Here is a 15280-nt window from a genome sequence, read left to right on the forward strand (position 1 = left end):
CCCGCGTCATCGGGACCCGGCGGGACGGCGGACGGCGCTCCGGAGCGGGACGGGTACGGGCCCGGCCCGTCCGCGGATGAGCACACGGAGGAGCAGGCGGCGTCCAGCGGGGCGACGGGGTCCGGCGAGCGGTCCCCCGTGCGGGCCCCGGCGCCGTTCTTCCCGCAGTCCCCGCAGTCCCCGCAGTCCCCGCCGTCCCAGTCCCAGCAGTTCGCGCCGTCCCCTCCGTCCTCGTCCTCACAGGCGTCGCCGTCAGGGCCGGGAAGCACCACGCCGACACCGCCGTCCACGCCGCCCCGGACGTCCCCCGCCACCCCCGCGCAGCCGCCCGGTTCCTCCCCGGCCACGGCCGCCTCCCCGGGCTGAGCCGCCAGGCCCTCGTAGGACGACCGGGCTGCTCCCGGGCCGGGCGTCACCCGGGAAGGGCCGGGTCCCGGCGCGAGCCGTCCCGGTGCCGCGTCACCGTCCCGCGCTGTCCGCCGGGGGGTCGGCGGGGTGGGCCGCCACCAGGGGGAGCCCTCGGGCCAGGCGCTGCTCGCACAGTTCGGCGAGGCGGTCGTAGGCGGCCTTGCCCATGAGTTCGGTCAACTCGGCCCGGTACGACACGTAGACGGGCTCTCCGGCGCCGTGGGCCGAGGGCGCGGAGGTGCACCACCAGTGCAGGTCGTGGCCCCCGCCGCCCCAGCCGCGCCGGTCGTACTCGCCGATGGAGACGTACAGCACTTCCTCGCCGTCCGGCCGCTCCACCCACTCGTAGGTGCGCCGGATGGGCACCTGCCAGCACACGTCGGGCTTGGTCTCCAGCGGCTCGCGGCCCTCGCGCAGCGCCAGCAGGTGCAGGGCGCAACCGGCGCCGCCGGCGAAACCGGCGCGGTTGTGGAAGATGCAGGCGCCCTTCCAGCGCCGCGTCTGCCGCTCGTCCTCGTCGTTGACCTCGGTCCAGCCCAGCCGTCCCGTGCCCACGTCGTGGAACTGCCACAGTTCGGGTGTGAGCCGTGCGACGTGTCCGGCGACGCGCTGCTCGTCGTCCTCGTCGGAGAAGTGGGCGCCCAGCGTGCAGCAGCCGTCGGAGGCGCGGCCCGCGGTGATGCCCTGGCAGCCGTTGCCGAACAGGCAGCTCCAGCGGGAGGTGAGCCAGGTCAGGTCGCAGCGGAAGACCTGTTCGTCGTCGGCGGGGTCGGGGAACTCGACCCAGGCGCGCGCGAAGTCGAGCCCGACCTCCTCGTCGCGCGCCGCACGCGCCTGAGCTGCCGCACGCGCCTGGGCTGCCTCGGGCGTCTGGGCCGGCGCGCGCGTCCGAGCCGCCTCAGACGCCTGAGCCGCCTCACGTGCCCGAGGAGCCTCGTGCGCCTCACGCACCTCGGCGGCTTCGCCCACCCGCGGCGTCTCACCGGCACTCAGCCCCTCACCGGCACTCAGCCCCTCACCGGCACTCAGCCCCTCACCGGCTCCCAGCTCCTCGTCCGCCCCCAGCGCCCGGTCCGCCTCGAAGACCCCGTCCTCCTCCGGTGCCCCGTCCACCCCCGGCGCCTCGCCTGTCTCCTCGTCGCGCGCCGGGCCGTGCGCCTGCCGTACGCCGCCCTGCTTCTGCTGCTTCGCCGCTTTCGTCGTACCCACACGCCCAGCGTACGGGGGAGAGGCCGTCGCCCCCGTACGCCGCTCCCCGCCGCTGCCGGGCACTGCCTCGGCAAGGGGCGAGGCGGCGAGCTAGCGTGCTGTGCATGAGACTCGGTGTCCTCGACGTGGGCTCGAACACGGTCCACCTGCTGGTGGTGGACGCGCACCCCGGTGCCCGGCCGCTGCCCGCCTACTCGCACAAGGCGACACTCAAACTCGCCGAACTCCTCGAAGCGGACGGGTCGATCAGCGAGGAGGGCATCGAGCGGATGACGGCCACCGTCAGGGAGGCGCTGGAGGTCTCCGAGGACAAGGGCGTCGAGGCGCTGCTGCCCTTCGCCACGTCCGCCGTGCGCGAGGCCGCCAACGCGGAGCGGGTCCTCGGCCGCGTCGCCGAGGAGACGGGCATTAAGCTGGAGGTGCTCTCCGGTGCCGACGAGGCACGGCTGACGTTCCTGGCCGTGAGGCGCTGGTTCGGGTGGTCGGCCGGCCGGCTGCTGGTGCTCGACATCGGCGGCGGCTCGCTGGAGATCGCCTACGGGCTGGACGAGGAGCCCGACGCGGCGGTCTCGCTGCCGCTGGGCGCCGGACGGCTCACCTCCGGCTGGCTGCCCGGCGACCCGCCGGACCCGGCGGACGTGAGGGCGCTGCGGCGGCACGTGCGCGCCGAGATCGCCCGCACGGTGGGGGACTTCAACCGGTTCAGCCCGCCCGACCACGTGGTGGCCACGTCGAAGACGTTCAAGCAGCTGGCACGGATAGCCGGCGCGCCCCGCAGCGCCGAGGGCCCGTACGCGCCGCGTGCGCTCAGCCGGGCCGCGCTGGAGGAGTGGGTGCCCAAGCTCGCCGCGATGCCCGCCGCGGAGCGGGCCGGCCTGCCCGGGGTCTCCGAGGGGCGGGCCCGTCAGCTGCTGGCCGGTGCCCTGGTGGCCGAGGGCGCCATGGACCTGCTCCGCGTCGACGAGCTGGAGATCTGCCCCTGGGCGCTGCGCGAGGGCGTCATCCTCCGCCGTCTGGACCGCCTGCCCGCGGTGTAAGACGCGTCACTCTCCCCGTCCCGGGGGCCGGAGGGGACGGGGGCGCCCCCTCGTCAGGGGCTCACCGCGCTTAGGGTGGCTGGGTGGGCATCGAAAGCGTTCGGGTTCCCCAGGCGAAGGTCGCCTTGTCGACCGCCTCGGTCTACCCCGAGTCGACCGCCGCGGCGTTCGAGATCGCCGCGCGCCTCGGCTACGACGGCGTCGAGGTCATGGTGTGGACGGACCCGGTCAGCCAGGACGTGGACGCGCTGCGCCGGCTGTCCGACTTCCACGGGGTGCCCATTCTGGCCGTGCACGCTCCGTGTCTGCTGATCACGCAGCGGGTGTGGGCCAAGGATCCGTGGGAGAAGCTGGTGCGGGCCCGTACCGCCGCGGAGACGCTGGGGGCCTCGACCGTCGTCGTGCACCCGCCCTTCCGCTGGCAGCGCTCGTACGCGCGCGAGTTCGAGCGCGGCATATGGCGCATGGCGGACGAGACCGATGTCCGGTTCGCCGTCGAGAACATGTACCCCTGGCGCTACCGCGACCGCGAGATGCTCGCCTACGCGCCCGACTGGGACCCGACGCGGAACGACTACCGGCACTTCACCATCGACCTCTCGCACACGGCCACCGCCCGCAACGACGCCCTCGCGATGGTCGAGCGGATGGGCGACCGGCTCGGTCACGTCCACATCGCCGACGGCAACGGCTCGGGGAAGGACGAGCACCTGGTGCCGGGGCGGGGCTCGCAGCCGTGCGCCGAGGTGCTGGAGAGGCTGGCCGCGCGCGGGTTCGACGGCCATGTGGTGGTGGAGGTCAACACGCGCCGTGCCATGTCGGCCGCCGAGCGCGAGGAGGACCTCGCCGAGGCCCTGGCCTACACCCGGCTGCACCTCGCCGCCCCTGACGGCACCTCGGCCGAGGAGGGGCACCCCGCCGGCCGGGGCTCCGCCGGCCGGGGCTCCGCCGGCCGGGGCTCCGCCGGCCGGAGGAATCCGTGAGCGAGGGGGCGGAGGGGGCGGAGGGGGCGCCCGCCCGGGACCCGGTCGCACCGCGCAGGCGGGGCCGTCCGGCGCGGCGGGCCGCCGGGGAGGGGCCGGGCGCGCGGGAGCGGATCCTGGCCTCGGCGCGGGGCGAGTTCGCCGAACGCGGGTACGACAAGGCGTCCGTGCGGGCCATCGCGCGCGGCGCGGGCGTGGACGCGGCGCTGGTCCACCACTACTTCGGCACCAAGGAGCAGGTGTTCGCCGCCGCCGTGGAGGCCGCCCTCACGCCCGCGCTGGGCGTGCCCGAGCTGGTCGGCGGCGCGGCGCCCGGCGAGGTGGGCGAGACCGTGGTCCGCGCGTTCCTCGCCCTCTGGGAGGACCCCGCGGCCCGCGACCCGGTGCTGGCCATCCTCCGGTCCGCCGTCAGCAACGAGCGGGCGGCCGAGGTCTTCCGCACGCTCGTCACGCGCCATCTGGTCTCGCGGGTGGCGGCCCGGCTGGGGGCGGAGGACGCCGAGTTCCGGGTGAATCTGGCGGTGGCCCAGCTGGTGGGGGCCGCGGTGCTGCGCTACGTGGTCAAGCTGGAGCCGCTGGCCTCGGAGCCGGTGGAGTCGGTGGTCGCGCGGCTGGCCCCCGTCGTCCAGCTGCACCTGACCGGGCCGGTGCCGCCCGGTCCGCCGGGTGCGCCCTGACGGGCCGGTGCCGCCCGGTGCGCCGGGTCGCGGCCGGGTCCACGATCCGGACCTGCTGTCCGGATCCTGGGCGCGAGGCGTACCCTCGGTTCCTCAACGAGGAGTACTTTCGAGGGAGAGGCAGCCATGCCCGAGCTGAGGTCCCGCACCGTCACCCACGGACGCAACATGGCGGGGGCGCGTGCCCTCATGCAGGCGTCCGGCGTAGCGCGTGAGGACTTCGGCAAGCCGATTGTCGCGGTGGCCAACAGCTTCACCGAGTTCGTCCCGGGCCACACCCACCTCCAGCCGGTGGGCCGCATCGTCAGCGAGGCGGTCAAGGCGGCCGGGGGCATCCCGCGCGAGTTCAACTCGATCGCGGTGGACGACGGCATCGCGATGGGCCACGGCGGCATGCTCTACTCGCTGCCGTCCCGCGACCTGATCGCCGACTCGGTCGAGTACATGGTCGAGGCGCACTGCGCGGACGCGCTCGTCTGCATCTCCAACTGCGACAAGATCACCCCGGGGATGCTGATGGCCGCGCTGCGGCTGAACATCCCCACGGTCTTCGTCTCCGGCGGCCCCATGGAGGCGGGCCGGGCCACGCTGGTGAACGGCACCGTCCGCAAGCTCGACCTGGTCGACGCGATGTCGGAGGCCGCGAACGAGAGCGTCTCCGACGAGGACATCCTCCGCATCGAGCAGAACGCCTGCCCGACCTGCGGCTCCTGTTCGGGGATGTTCACCGCGAACTCGATGAACTGCCTCACCGAGGCCCTCGGCCTGGCCCTCCCCGGCAACGGCTCGACGCTGGCCACCCACACGGCGCGCAAGGAGCTGTACGAGGCGGCGGGCCGCACCGTCGTGGAGATCACCAAGCGCTACTACGAGCAGGACGACGCCACCGTCCTGCCGCGCTCGGTCGGCTCCCGCGCCGCCTTCGAGAACGCCATGGCCCTCGACATCGCCATGGGCGGCTCCACCAACACGATCCTGCACCTGCTGGCCGCCGCGCAGGAGGCCGAGCTGGACTTCACGATGGCCGACATCGACCGGCTCTCGCGCAACCTGCCGTGCCTGGCCAAGGTCGCCCCGAACGTGGCCAAGGCCGGTCCGGGCGGCACCTACTACATGGAGGACGTGCACCGCGCGGGCGGCATCCCCGCCATCCTGGGCGAGCTGTACCGCGCCGGGCTGCTGAACGAGGACGTGCACAGCGTGCACGCCGACTCGCTCGACGAGTGGCTCAAGACCTGGGACATCCGCGGCGGCTCCCCCTCCCCCAAGGCCGTGGAGCTGTTCCACGCGGCGCCGGGCTGCAAGCGCTCGGCCGAGGCGTTCTCCCAGTCCGAGCGCTGGGAGTCGCTGGACACCGACGCCGCCGAGGGCTGCATCCGCGACCTCGCGCACGCCTACTCCGCCGAGGGCGGCCTGGCGGTGCTGTACGGCAACCTGGCCGAGAACGGCTGCGTGGTGAAGACGGCCGGTGTGGACGAGTCGATCCTGACCTTCACCGGGCCCGCCGTGGTGTGCGAGTCCCAGGAGGAGGCCGTGAGCAAGATCCTCGACAAGACGGTCAAGGAGGGCGACGTCGTCGTCATCCGCTATGAGGGCCCCAAGGGCGGGCCGGGGATGCAGGAGATGCTCTACCCGACCTCGTTCCTCAAGGGCCGGGGCCTGGGCAAGACCTGCGCGCTGATCACCGACGGCCGCTTCTCCGGCGGTACGTCCGGCCTGTCAATCGGCCACATCTCGCCGGAGGCGGCGGGCGGCGGTGTGATCGCGCTGGTCGAGGACGGCGACACCGTCGTCATCGACATCCCCAACCGGCAGCTGCGGCTGGACGTGGCCGACGAGACGCTGGCGGCCCGCCGCGAGGCCCTGGGCGGGCGCTACGCCCCGGCCGCGCGGGAGCGCAAGGTGTCCACCGCGCTGCGCGCCTACGCCGCGATGGCCACCAGCGCCGACCGCGGCGCCGTCCGCGACGTGACCCTGCTGGAGCGCTGAGCCCGTCCGGTTCCGGGCCGCCCGTCCGGTTCCGGGCCGGCCGCGCGCCGGCCAGGGCTCCGGCGGTCCGGGATCCCGGGGCCGGCCGGGTCCTGCGGGGCCCGGCCGGCGCTCCTGGGCGGCGCGCCATAATCGAAGGCGTGTCACACACTCCCCAGCCTTCGCAGCCCGCCGGCGGACCGGCCCCCGAGCCCCTGCTCTTCTACGGCACCACCTGGGTCGACCACTCCGGCGGCTACGCGCTGCGCCGGGCCGCCCTCGGTCTCGGCGCGGTGCTGGCGGCGGTCGCGGGCGCGTTCGTGCTGCGTTTCGCGTACGAGGGCGTCGTGGTGGCGGACATCGGCAGCTGGGCGAGCGTCCTGCTGGTCGCCGCGTTCGCGGTGTGCAGCGCGCTGGCGTTCTCCCGCACCCTGACCTTCTACGGCCGCCGCCCCACCGCGAGCGAGACGGCGGCCGAGTCGTCGATGCGCAGCATCCGGATCATCGGTTTCGTCGGGGTGCTGCTCGCCTACGCGCTGCGCACCTGCGTCGAGGCGCCGGGGGAGAAGCTGCACCGGGCCGAGTACGAGGAGGCGCTGGCCCGTCACGAGCGGCAGCGCCGGTCCCGTACGGGCAACCCGGCGGCGAGGGGGCGGGCCGGTGGCAAGGGCGGCGGGAGGAACCGCAAGCGCTGAGACCCGGCTGACCGGAACACCTCAACGTTTCACTGCGGGAGGGCCCTCGGGGCCCTCCCGCAGTCGTGTCAGGGTGAACCCTGAAGTGTCCCGGAGAGGGGGGCCTCTGGGCTCGACACCCCGCTCCGTCACGTGTCAGATTCTTCTTACACCCCAACAGAGAGGGGTCGCGGTGAACGCGATCGAGACCCCGACGGGAGACGAACTGCTGAGGGTCCTGGCAGCGCTCGGCAACCCGCACCGGATGCGGATCGTCGCGGCGCTGGCCGGCGGCCGGAACTACGTCAGCAGACTCGCCCGCGAGATCGGTATGAGCCGCCCGCTGCTGCACATGCACCTCCAGCGGCTGGAGGCGGCGGGTCTCGTCGTCGGGTCGCTGGAGCTGTCGGACAGCGGCAAGGCCATGAAGTTCTTCGAGGTCTCCCCGTTCGCCTACGCGCTGACCCCGCAGGTCGTCGCGGAGGCCGCGCGGACCCTCAGCGAGCCGGAGGCCCGGGGCGGGGCACCGGTCCAGGGCCGGGAACAGGGCCAGGGCCGGGAACAGGATCAGGACGAGAAAGAGAGAGCGACGTGAACGAGCACCTCACGACCGCGGCGGCGGGCGTCGATGCGGCCGGTGTCTGGGCGGCGGCGCTGGGCACCGGAGGGGTCTTCGTCCTGCTGATCGTCATCGTCTGGCAGATCGCCGCCACCTGGCGGGCCCGGATGCTGGCCGCCCGCGACCAGCAGTACAAGCAGCTGGCGCTCAAGTACGCGCAGCTGCTGGAGGACAACGTCGAGCTGCACCGCCGCAGCGTCGAGGAGCTGACGCAGGCGCGTCAGTCGATCGCCTCGATGGAGAAGATGATGCGCGAGATCGAATAACGCCGTACGCGGCCAGCGCCGTACGCGGTCCGCACGGCCGAGCGCACCACGACGCTCGTACGGCCGGGAGCGGCAACTCCCGGCCGTACACGTGAGCGTGAGCACTTCGCGAACCCCTCGCGTCCCACACCCACACCATGGAGGTTACCCATGCCTGCCCTCTCCCGGCACACGGCCGGGCGGCACCCTTGGCTGCGGCGTCTGGCCACGGCCCCCGGCGGCAAGCGCACGAAGTGGCTGGTCCTCGCCGTCTGGCTGCTCCTCGCCGTGGCGCTGGGCCCGCTGGCCGGGAAGCTCGGCGAGGTCGAGGACACCAGCGCCAACGTCTTCCTGCCCCGCAACGCCGAGTCCGCGAAGGTCAACACCGAGCTGGAGAAGTTCCGCGGCGAGGACGAGATCATCCCCGCGGTCGCCGTCTACTCCCGCGACGGGGCCACCACCAGCGCTGACCTCGCCAAGGCGCGCGCCGACCGGGCGGACTTCGCCCCGCTCGCCGCCGACGGCCAGAAGCTCACCGGCCCGGTCCCGTCCAAGGACGGGAAGGCCCTGATGCTGGTCGTCCCGCTGTCCACCGCCGGTGACCACACCACCGACGACCTGGAGAAGATCCGCACCGTGGCCGCCGCCCACGCGCCCCCCGGGCTGGACGTGGAGGTCGGCGGCCCCGCCGGTTCGCTGACCGACAGCGTCAAGGTGTTCGGCAACATCGACTCGGTGCTGATGCTGGCCACCGGCGCCGTGGTCGCCCTGCTCCTCCTGCTCACCTACCGCAGCCCGGTGCTGTGGCTCTTCCCCCTGGTGGCGGTCGGGTTCGCCGCCGTGCTGACGCAGGTGGTCACCTATCTGCTGGCCGAGTACGCCTCGCTGCCCGTCGACCCGCAGAGCGCGGGCATCCTCATGGTGCTCGTCTTCGGCGTCGGCACCGACTACGCGCTGCTGCTCGTCGCCCGCTACCGCGAGGAACTGCACCACCACGAGGACCGGCACACGGCGATGCGGCTCGCCCTGAGCCGCTCCGGGCCCGCGATCATCGCCTCCGCGGGCACCATCGCCGTCGGCCTGGCCTGCCTCGCCCTCGCCGACATCAACTCCTCGCGCTCGCTGGGCCTGGTCGGCGCCGTCGGCGTGGTGTGCGCCCTGCTCGCCATGGTCACCGTGCTGCCCGCGCTGCTGGTGGTCACGGGCCGCTGGGCCTTCTGGCCCTTCGTCCCCCGCTACGGGACGCGGCCGCGCCGGGCCCGCACCGCCTGGTCCCGCGTCGGCGGACTGCTGGCACGCCGGCCGCGCTGGTCGTGGCTGATGTCGATCGCGGTGACGGCCGTGCTGGCGCTGAGCGCGACGGGCATCACCATGGGGCTGACCAACGAGGAGATGTACCGGGACAAGCCCGAGTCCGTCGTCGCCCAGGAGAAGCTCTCCGCGCACTACCCCTCCGGCTCCTCCGACCCGGCCACCCTCGTCGTACGGACCGGGGCCCGCGCCGAGGCGCAGCGGGCGGCCTCCGGGGTCGAGGGCGTGGAGTCCGTACGGCCCGAGGACCGCACCGCCGACGGCACCCTCACCTCCCTGGCCGTCGTCCTGGAGGACGCCCCCGACAGCGACGCGGCCAAGGCCACCATCGACAGGCTGCGCGACGCCGTGCACCAGGTGGAGGGCGCCGACGCGCTGGTGGGCGGCACCACCGCGGAGTCGCTGGACACCCGGCGCGCCGCGGAGAGCGATCTGAGGACCGTCATCCCGGTCGTCCTCGCCGTCGTCCTGCTCGTCCTGGTGGCGCTGCTGCGCTCCCTGCTCGCGCCGCTGCTGCTGCTGGCGACGGTGGTGCTGTCCTACTTCGGCGCCCTGGGAGCCTCCCACCTGGTCTTCACCCACCTGCTGGGCTTCCCGGCGATGGACCACTCCCTGCCGCTGATGGGCTTCGTGTTCCTGGTGGCCCTGGGCATCGACTACAACATCTTCCTGATGACCCGGGTCCGCGAGGAGGTCGGCCGCCAGGGCCACACCAAGGGCGTCCTGACCGGCCTCACCTCCACGGGCGGGGTGATCACCTCGGCGGGCATCGTGCTGGCCGCCACCTTCGCGGTGATCGCCTCCATGCCGCTGGTGTCCATGGCGCAGATGGGCGTCCTGGTCGGCATCGGCGTCCTCCTGGACACCTTCCTGGTCCGCACGGTGCTGGTGCCCTCGCTGGCCCTGGACCTGGGCGCCCGCATCTGGTGGCCCAGCAGGCTGGGCCGGACCCCGCGGCAGAGCGCCGAGGTGCAGGACCGGGCACAGGAACTGGAGCGGATCTAGCCCCCCGGGGGCGCCGGATCCCTCGCGGGCGGCACCCCCCAGGCGGTGCCGGACCGACCCCGTCAGCGGTCGGTCCGGCACCGCCGTCCCGCGCGTCGGACCGACCACCGCCGTTCCGCGCGTCGGACCGACCACCGCCGTTCCGCGCGCCGTCCGATCGCCTCCGTTCCGTGTTCCGACCGGTCACTCCCGTTCCGAGTTCCGTTCGATTGACGTCCGTCCACGGCGGCGACCATAATTCATCACATGATGAATAATCCTCCCGGTGCGGCGATCCGAGCCCGGCACCTCACCGTGGTCCGCGGCACCCGCCGCGTCCTCGACGCCCTCTCCTTCGACGTGGCCCCCGGCACCGTCACCGGCCTCCTCGGCCCCTCCGGCAGCGGAAAATCCACCCTCATCCGCGCCGTCGTCGGCACCCAGGCCAAGGTCACCGGCACCCTCGACGTGCTCGGCCGGCCCGCGGGCTCCGCGTCACTGCGCTCCCGCGTCGGCTACGTCACCCAGTCCCCCTCCGTCTACGGGGACCTGACCGCGCGCCAGAACCTGGACTACTACGCCGCCGTCCTCGGCATCCCGCGCGCCGAGCGCGCCGCGGCCGTCACCCAGGCCCTCACCGACGTGGACCTCACCTCGCACGCCGACGACCTGGCCGCGAACCTGTCCGGGGGCCAGGCCTCCCGCGTCTCGCTGGCCGTCGCCCTGCTCGGCACCCCCGAACTGCTGGTCCTCGACGAACCCACCGTCGGCCTCGACCCCGCCCTCCGCCGCGACCTGTGGAACCTCTTCCACCGCCTCGCCTCCCGCGGCACCACCCTGCTGATCTCCTCGCACGTCATGGACGAGGCCGACCGCTGCGAACACCTGCTGCTCCTCCGCGAGGGCACCCTGCTCGCCGCCGACACCCCGCGGGCGCTCCGCGAGACCACCGGCAGCGACACCGTCGAGGAGGCCTTCCTCGCCCTCGTCGACGCCGCCCGCGCGGGCGACCCCGGCGACCCCGCCCACCGGCCCGCGACCCACACCGAAGGAGGCGCCTCGTGAACATCTCCCGCACCCTCGCCACCGCGCGCCGCGTCCTGCGCCAGCTCAGCCACGACCCGCGGACCATCGCGCTGCTGCTGCTCGTGCCCGTGCTGCTGCTCGTCCTGCTGTACTACGTCTTCGACGCGGACCGCCGCTCCTTCGACGGCATCGGCGCCTCGCTGCTGGGCATCTTCCCGCTGGTCACGATGTTCCTGGTGACCTCCATCGCCACCCTGCGCGAACGCACCTCCGGCACCCTGGAACGGCTGCTGTCCATGCCCCTGGGCAAGGGCGACCTGATCCTCGGCTACGCGCTGGCGTTCGGCGCGCTGGCCGCCGTCCAAGCCGCGCTCGCCACCGGCGTCGCCGTCTGGTTCCTCGACCTCGACATCGCCGGCTCGCCCTGGCTGCTGCTCCTGATCGCGCTGCTCGACGCGCTGCTGGGCACGGCGCTGGGGCTGTTCGTCTCCGCGTTCGCCGCGTCCGAGTTCCAGGTCGTCCAGTTCATGCCCGCGATGATCTTCCCGCAGATCCTGCTGTGCGGCCTGTTCGCTCCCCGCGGCAGCATGCAGCCCGTCCTGGAGGCCATCTCGAACGTGCTGCCCATGTCGTACGCCGTGGACGGCATGACGGAGGTCCTCCACCACGCGGACGCCACCGGTGACTTCGTCCGCGACATCCTCGTCGTCGCCGGCAGCGCCCTCCTCGTCCTCGCCCTCGGCGCCGCCACCCTCCGCCGCCGTACGGCGTGACACCGCGCCGCCGCCCGATGCGAGGATGGGCAACCCGGAGGAGGACGGCACCGACGACGTCCCCCACCCCGGCAACTCCCCCCCGCAACGAGGCACGAGGTGAAACACCCATGACCACCCAGAACGTCGCGGTCCTCGGCACCGGAAAGATCGGGGAGGCACTCCTGAGCGGCATGCTCCGGGGCGGCTGGTCGCCCTCCCGCCTCCTGGTCACGGCCCGCCGCCCCGAACGCGCCGCCGAACTGCGCGAGCGCTACGGCGTCGAGACCGCCGGCAACGCCGAGGCCGCCAAGACCGCCGACACCCTCATCCTCACCCCCAAGCCCCAGGACATGTCCGCCCTGCTGGACGAGCTGGCCGGACACCTCCCCGCCGACCGCCTCGTCATCAGCGGCGCCGCCGGCATCACCACCCGCCACCTCGAACAGCGCCTCGCCGAGGGCACCCCCGTCATCCGCGTCATGACCAACACCCCCGCCCTCGTCGACGAGGCCATGTCCGTCATCTCGCCGGGCACCCACGCCACCGAGGACCACCTCGCGCTGGCCGAGGAGATCTTCGGCGGCGTCGGCAAGACCCTCCGCCTCCCCGAGGGCCAGCAGGACGCCGCCACCGCCCTCTCCGGCTCGGGCCCCGCCTACTTCTTCTTCCTCGTCGAGGCCATGACCGACGCCGGCATCCAGCTCGGCCTGCCCCGCGACAAGGCCCACGAACTGATCGTCCAGGCCGCCGTCGGCGCCGCCACCATGCTCCGCGACAGCGGCGAACACCCCGTCACCCTCCGCGAGAACGTCACCTCGCCCGGCGGTACGACGATCAACGCCATCCGCGAACTGGAGAACCACCGGGTACGCGCCGCCTTCATCGACGCGATCGAGGCCGCCCGCGACCGCAGCCGCGAACTGGGCGGCTGACCACCGCACCCTCCGTCCGCTCACCGGGCACGCAGACTCCGCACGCCCTCGTGCGCCGGCGTGACCGTGAACGCGAGCGTGAGCGTGAATGCGAGCGTGATCGTAAAGGCGAGCGCCAGCCCCAACACCACCCCGGTACAGCGGCGTCTCCTCGAACGCGGCACCGCCCGCATACCCCGGACACGCAGGAGAGACCGCCCAGCTCACCACCGCCCAGCTCACCACCGCCACGGCGGCGTACCGCGTGAACGACCGACGCGGAACCCCGTCGCCCCGGTGGTGAGCGTGGCGGCCGTCCGCCCGCCCGGGATGCAGCGCGCCGCCACCAGCACCAGCCAGCCCCCGCTCGGCCGGCATCCGCCCCACCCGCTCGTACTCCCGCCGCGCGGCCCCCCCTCGCGCAGCCGCGCCGGGATCCGCGCCCCCGAGCGCCGCCGGATCGCGTAGGAGGCGTGAGCACCCGCGAACGCCTCAGCGCGGCCACCACGATCACCCCGGCAGGCCCGGCTCCCCCTCCGCCGCAGCGAACACCCCGGCGAGATCACCAGCGTCTCGCCCGGCAGCACGGGGGAGTACCCGTCCAGCATCGCCACGGCGAACAGCGCCGCGTACCACCCACGGCGTGCTCGCGAACCCCTCGGCAGCGTGCACTATCGCGTCATCCATGTCCCGGAGCCCAACGGAGCGGACCGGGCACCCGGCAGTGACCGATCGTCGTCGCCCTCCCCCACTTTCGACAGAGGCCCCGCACGACAGCGCCGCATACGGTGACAGGCGTGAACGCCGCCCGCCTCCTCGCCCGCACCGGCCCCCTCCCGCGCAGCCGCGAGACCTTGGCCGACCTGGCCCTCTGGTTGTTCATGGCCTTCCCGCTCACCTACCTGGACGAGACCCCGGCCTGGCTGCGCCTGCTGGCCGCACCCCTGCTCGCCGGCGCCGTGGCCCTCGGCCGCCGGGCCCCCCTCGCGGCGGCCACCGTCCCCGCCGCCCTCGGCCTCGCCGCCACCCCCGAACTGTTCACCAGCACCTTCAGCCCCGCCCTGGTCGCCCTCAGCTTCCTGCTCGGACGCCGCACCTCCCGCGTACGGCCCGCCCTCACCGCCGCGGCCCTCCTGTGCGCGGCCGGACTCGTCCTAGCCCTGACCCTGCCGGGCGCCGGCCTGTGGGACTGGTTCACCCTCGTCACCACCGTCCTGTTCGCCGCCGTCCTGCCCTGGCTGCTCGGCCGCTTCCGCCGCCAGCAGTACGAACTCCACCGCGCCGGCTGGGAGCTGGCCGCCCGCATGGAGCGCGAACAGCTCCTGGTGGCCGACCGCGCCCGGATGCGCGAGCGCTCCCGCATCGCGGGCGACATGCACGACTCCCTCGGCCACGACCTGAGTCTCATCGCGGTCCGCGCCGCCGCGCTCCAGGTGTCCCCAGGTGTGGACGACGCCGCCCGCGCCTCCGCCGGCGAACTCCGCCAGGCGGCGGCCGACGCCACCGAACGCCTCCGCGAGATCATCGGCCTGCTGCGCCAGGACACCTCGGCCTCCCCTGCCCCCTCGGCCTCCCCTGCCCCCTCGGCCGAGACCGTCCCCGACCTGGTCGCCCGCACCGCCGCCTCCGGAGTGCCGATCACCCTGCGCCGGCACGGTCCCGACGACCCGGCCCCGCTCCCGCCCCTCGTCGCCCGCGCCCTTCACCGCGTCGTCCAGGAAGCGGTCACCAACGCGACGAAGCACGCCCCCGGCTCCACCCTCACCGTCGACCTGCGACAAGGACGCACAGCGATCGACGCGACGGTGCGGAACACCGCCCCGCCCCGTCCACCGGCGCACGCGGCGGGGGACGGGGCGGCACCGGATTCCGCTCCCTGGCCCGCCATCGGCTCGGGCACCGGGCTGATCAGCCTCGACGAGCGCGTCCGCCAGGCCGGCGGCACCTTCCGTGCCCACCCCACGGCCGACGGCTTCGAGGTGACCGCCCACCTCCCCCTCACCGCACACCCCGTCCAGCCTCCCGCCCCCGAACCGCACACCGGGACACCGCGCTCCACCGAGGAACTGGACCGGGCCCGCCGCCGGGTACGCCGCGGCATGGTCAACGCCCTGTGGATCCCGGCCGCCGCCACCGCGGTGCTCGCCGCGCTGATGTACGGCTTCCAGCTCTACACCTCGCACCGGTCCGTCCTGGACGCCCGCACCTACGCCACCCTCCGCATCGGCGCCCCCGAAACCACGGTGAGCCCCCGGCTGCCCGCCTACGAGTACGACGAGACCCGGCCCGAGGGCGCCCCACCGGACCCACCCCGCACGGACGAGTGCCGCTTCTACCGCACCGCCACCTTCGACAACTCCCCCCTGATCCGGCTGTGCTTCACCGACGGCCACCTCTCCCACAAGGACCGCGTCGCCATGGCGTGGGACCACCGTTGACGGAGACGAGGCCCACAGTTGACACCCCCGCCACC

General features: G+C 73.9%; 13 protein-coding genes and 1 pseudogene. 12 read left to right on the top strand and 2 right to left on the bottom strand.

Annotated elements, in window-relative coordinates; all coding sequences use genetic code 11:
- Both FM076_RS19090 and FM076_RS19095 read right to left on the bottom strand, forming a co-directional pair.
- Positions 1–347 (bottom strand): annotated as a pseudogene (locus FM076_RS19090) (hypothetical protein); the annotation flags it as partial.
- A 112-nt stretch (positions 348–459) separates the two neighbouring features.
- On the bottom strand, positions 460–1377 hold the full coding sequence (locus FM076_RS19095) for a hypothetical protein (protein WP_428815162.1): 918 nt from the start codon (positions 1375–1377) through the stop codon (positions 460–462).
- Between the two features lie 344 nt (positions 1378–1721).
- Between FM076_RS19095 and FM076_RS19100 the strand changes: the two genes are divergently transcribed.
- The 12 genes from FM076_RS19100 (at position 1722) to FM076_RS19155 (ending at position 15245) form a co-directional block, all read left to right on the top strand.
- The gene (locus FM076_RS19100; protein ID WP_173872228.1) at positions 1722–2654 is read left to right on the top strand and encodes a Ppx/GppA phosphatase family protein; all 933 of its coding nucleotides are present in this window, start codon (positions 1722–1724) and stop codon (positions 2652–2654) included.
- Positions 2655–2737: 83 nt separating this feature from the next.
- Positions 2738–3637, top strand: coding sequence for a sugar phosphate isomerase/epimerase family protein (locus FM076_RS19105; RefSeq protein ID WP_345945100.1), 900 nt, complete (start codon positions 2738–2740; stop codon positions 3635–3637).
- Positions 3634–4314: a TetR family transcriptional regulator gene (locus tag FM076_RS19110; protein WP_173872229.1), complete on the top strand. Its 681-nt coding sequence runs from the start codon at positions 3634–3636 to the stop codon at positions 4312–4314. The genes FM076_RS19105 and FM076_RS19110 overlap by 4 nt, the downstream gene beginning before the upstream one ends.
- Before the next feature lie 126 nt (positions 4315–4440).
- Entirely contained in the window at positions 4441–6303 is a 1863-nt protein-coding gene (gene ilvD, locus FM076_RS19115; protein WP_173872230.1) for a dihydroxy-acid dehydratase, read from the top strand.
- Between the two features lie 140 nt (positions 6304–6443).
- Positions 6444–6977 carry a hypothetical protein gene (locus FM076_RS19120; protein WP_173872231.1) on the top strand — a complete coding sequence of 178 codons (534 nt, stop codon included), beginning with the start codon at positions 6444–6446 and terminating at the stop codon, positions 6975–6977.
- 172 nt (positions 6978–7149) lie between these two features.
- Complete coding sequence (locus FM076_RS19125; protein ID WP_173872232.1) at positions 7150–7551, top strand: helix-turn-helix domain-containing protein; 402 nt, start codon at positions 7150–7152, stop codon at positions 7549–7551.
- Positions 7548–7841, top strand: a complete 294-nt coding sequence (locus FM076_RS19130; protein WP_173872233.1) for a hypothetical protein — start codon at positions 7548–7550, stop codon at positions 7839–7841. Before FM076_RS19125 ends, FM076_RS19130 begins: the two co-directional genes overlap by 4 nt.
- A gap of 150 nt (positions 7842–7991) precedes the next feature.
- Positions 7992–10136 carry an MMPL family transporter gene (locus FM076_RS19135; RefSeq protein WP_173872234.1) on the top strand — a complete coding sequence of 715 codons (2145 nt, stop codon included), beginning with the start codon at positions 7992–7994 and terminating at the stop codon, positions 10134–10136.
- 249 nt (positions 10137–10385) lie between these two features.
- Positions 10386–11180: an ABC transporter ATP-binding protein gene (locus tag FM076_RS34000; protein ID WP_428815163.1), complete on the top strand. Its 795-nt coding sequence runs from the start codon at positions 10386–10388 to the stop codon at positions 11178–11180.
- Complete coding sequence (locus tag FM076_RS19145; RefSeq protein WP_173872236.1) at positions 11177–11914, top strand: ABC transporter permease; 738 nt, start codon at positions 11177–11179, stop codon at positions 11912–11914. The genes FM076_RS34000 and FM076_RS19145 overlap by 4 nt, the downstream gene beginning before the upstream one ends.
- 110 nt (positions 11915–12024) lie before the next feature.
- Positions 12025–12828, top strand: coding sequence for a pyrroline-5-carboxylate reductase (gene proC, locus FM076_RS19150; protein ID WP_173872237.1), 804 nt, complete (start codon positions 12025–12027; stop codon positions 12826–12828).
- Positions 12829–13604: 776 nt separating this feature from the next.
- Complete coding sequence (locus FM076_RS19155) at positions 13605–15245, top strand: sensor histidine kinase (protein WP_345945103.1); 1641 nt, start codon at positions 13605–13607, stop codon at positions 15243–15245.
- Positions 15246–15280: the final 35 nt, after the last annotated feature.

The organism is Streptomyces albus subsp. chlorinus, from assembly GCF_013302895.1.
GTDB classification, from domain to species: Bacteria; Actinomycetota; Actinomycetes; order Streptomycetales; family Streptomycetaceae; genus Streptomyces; species Streptomyces chlorinus.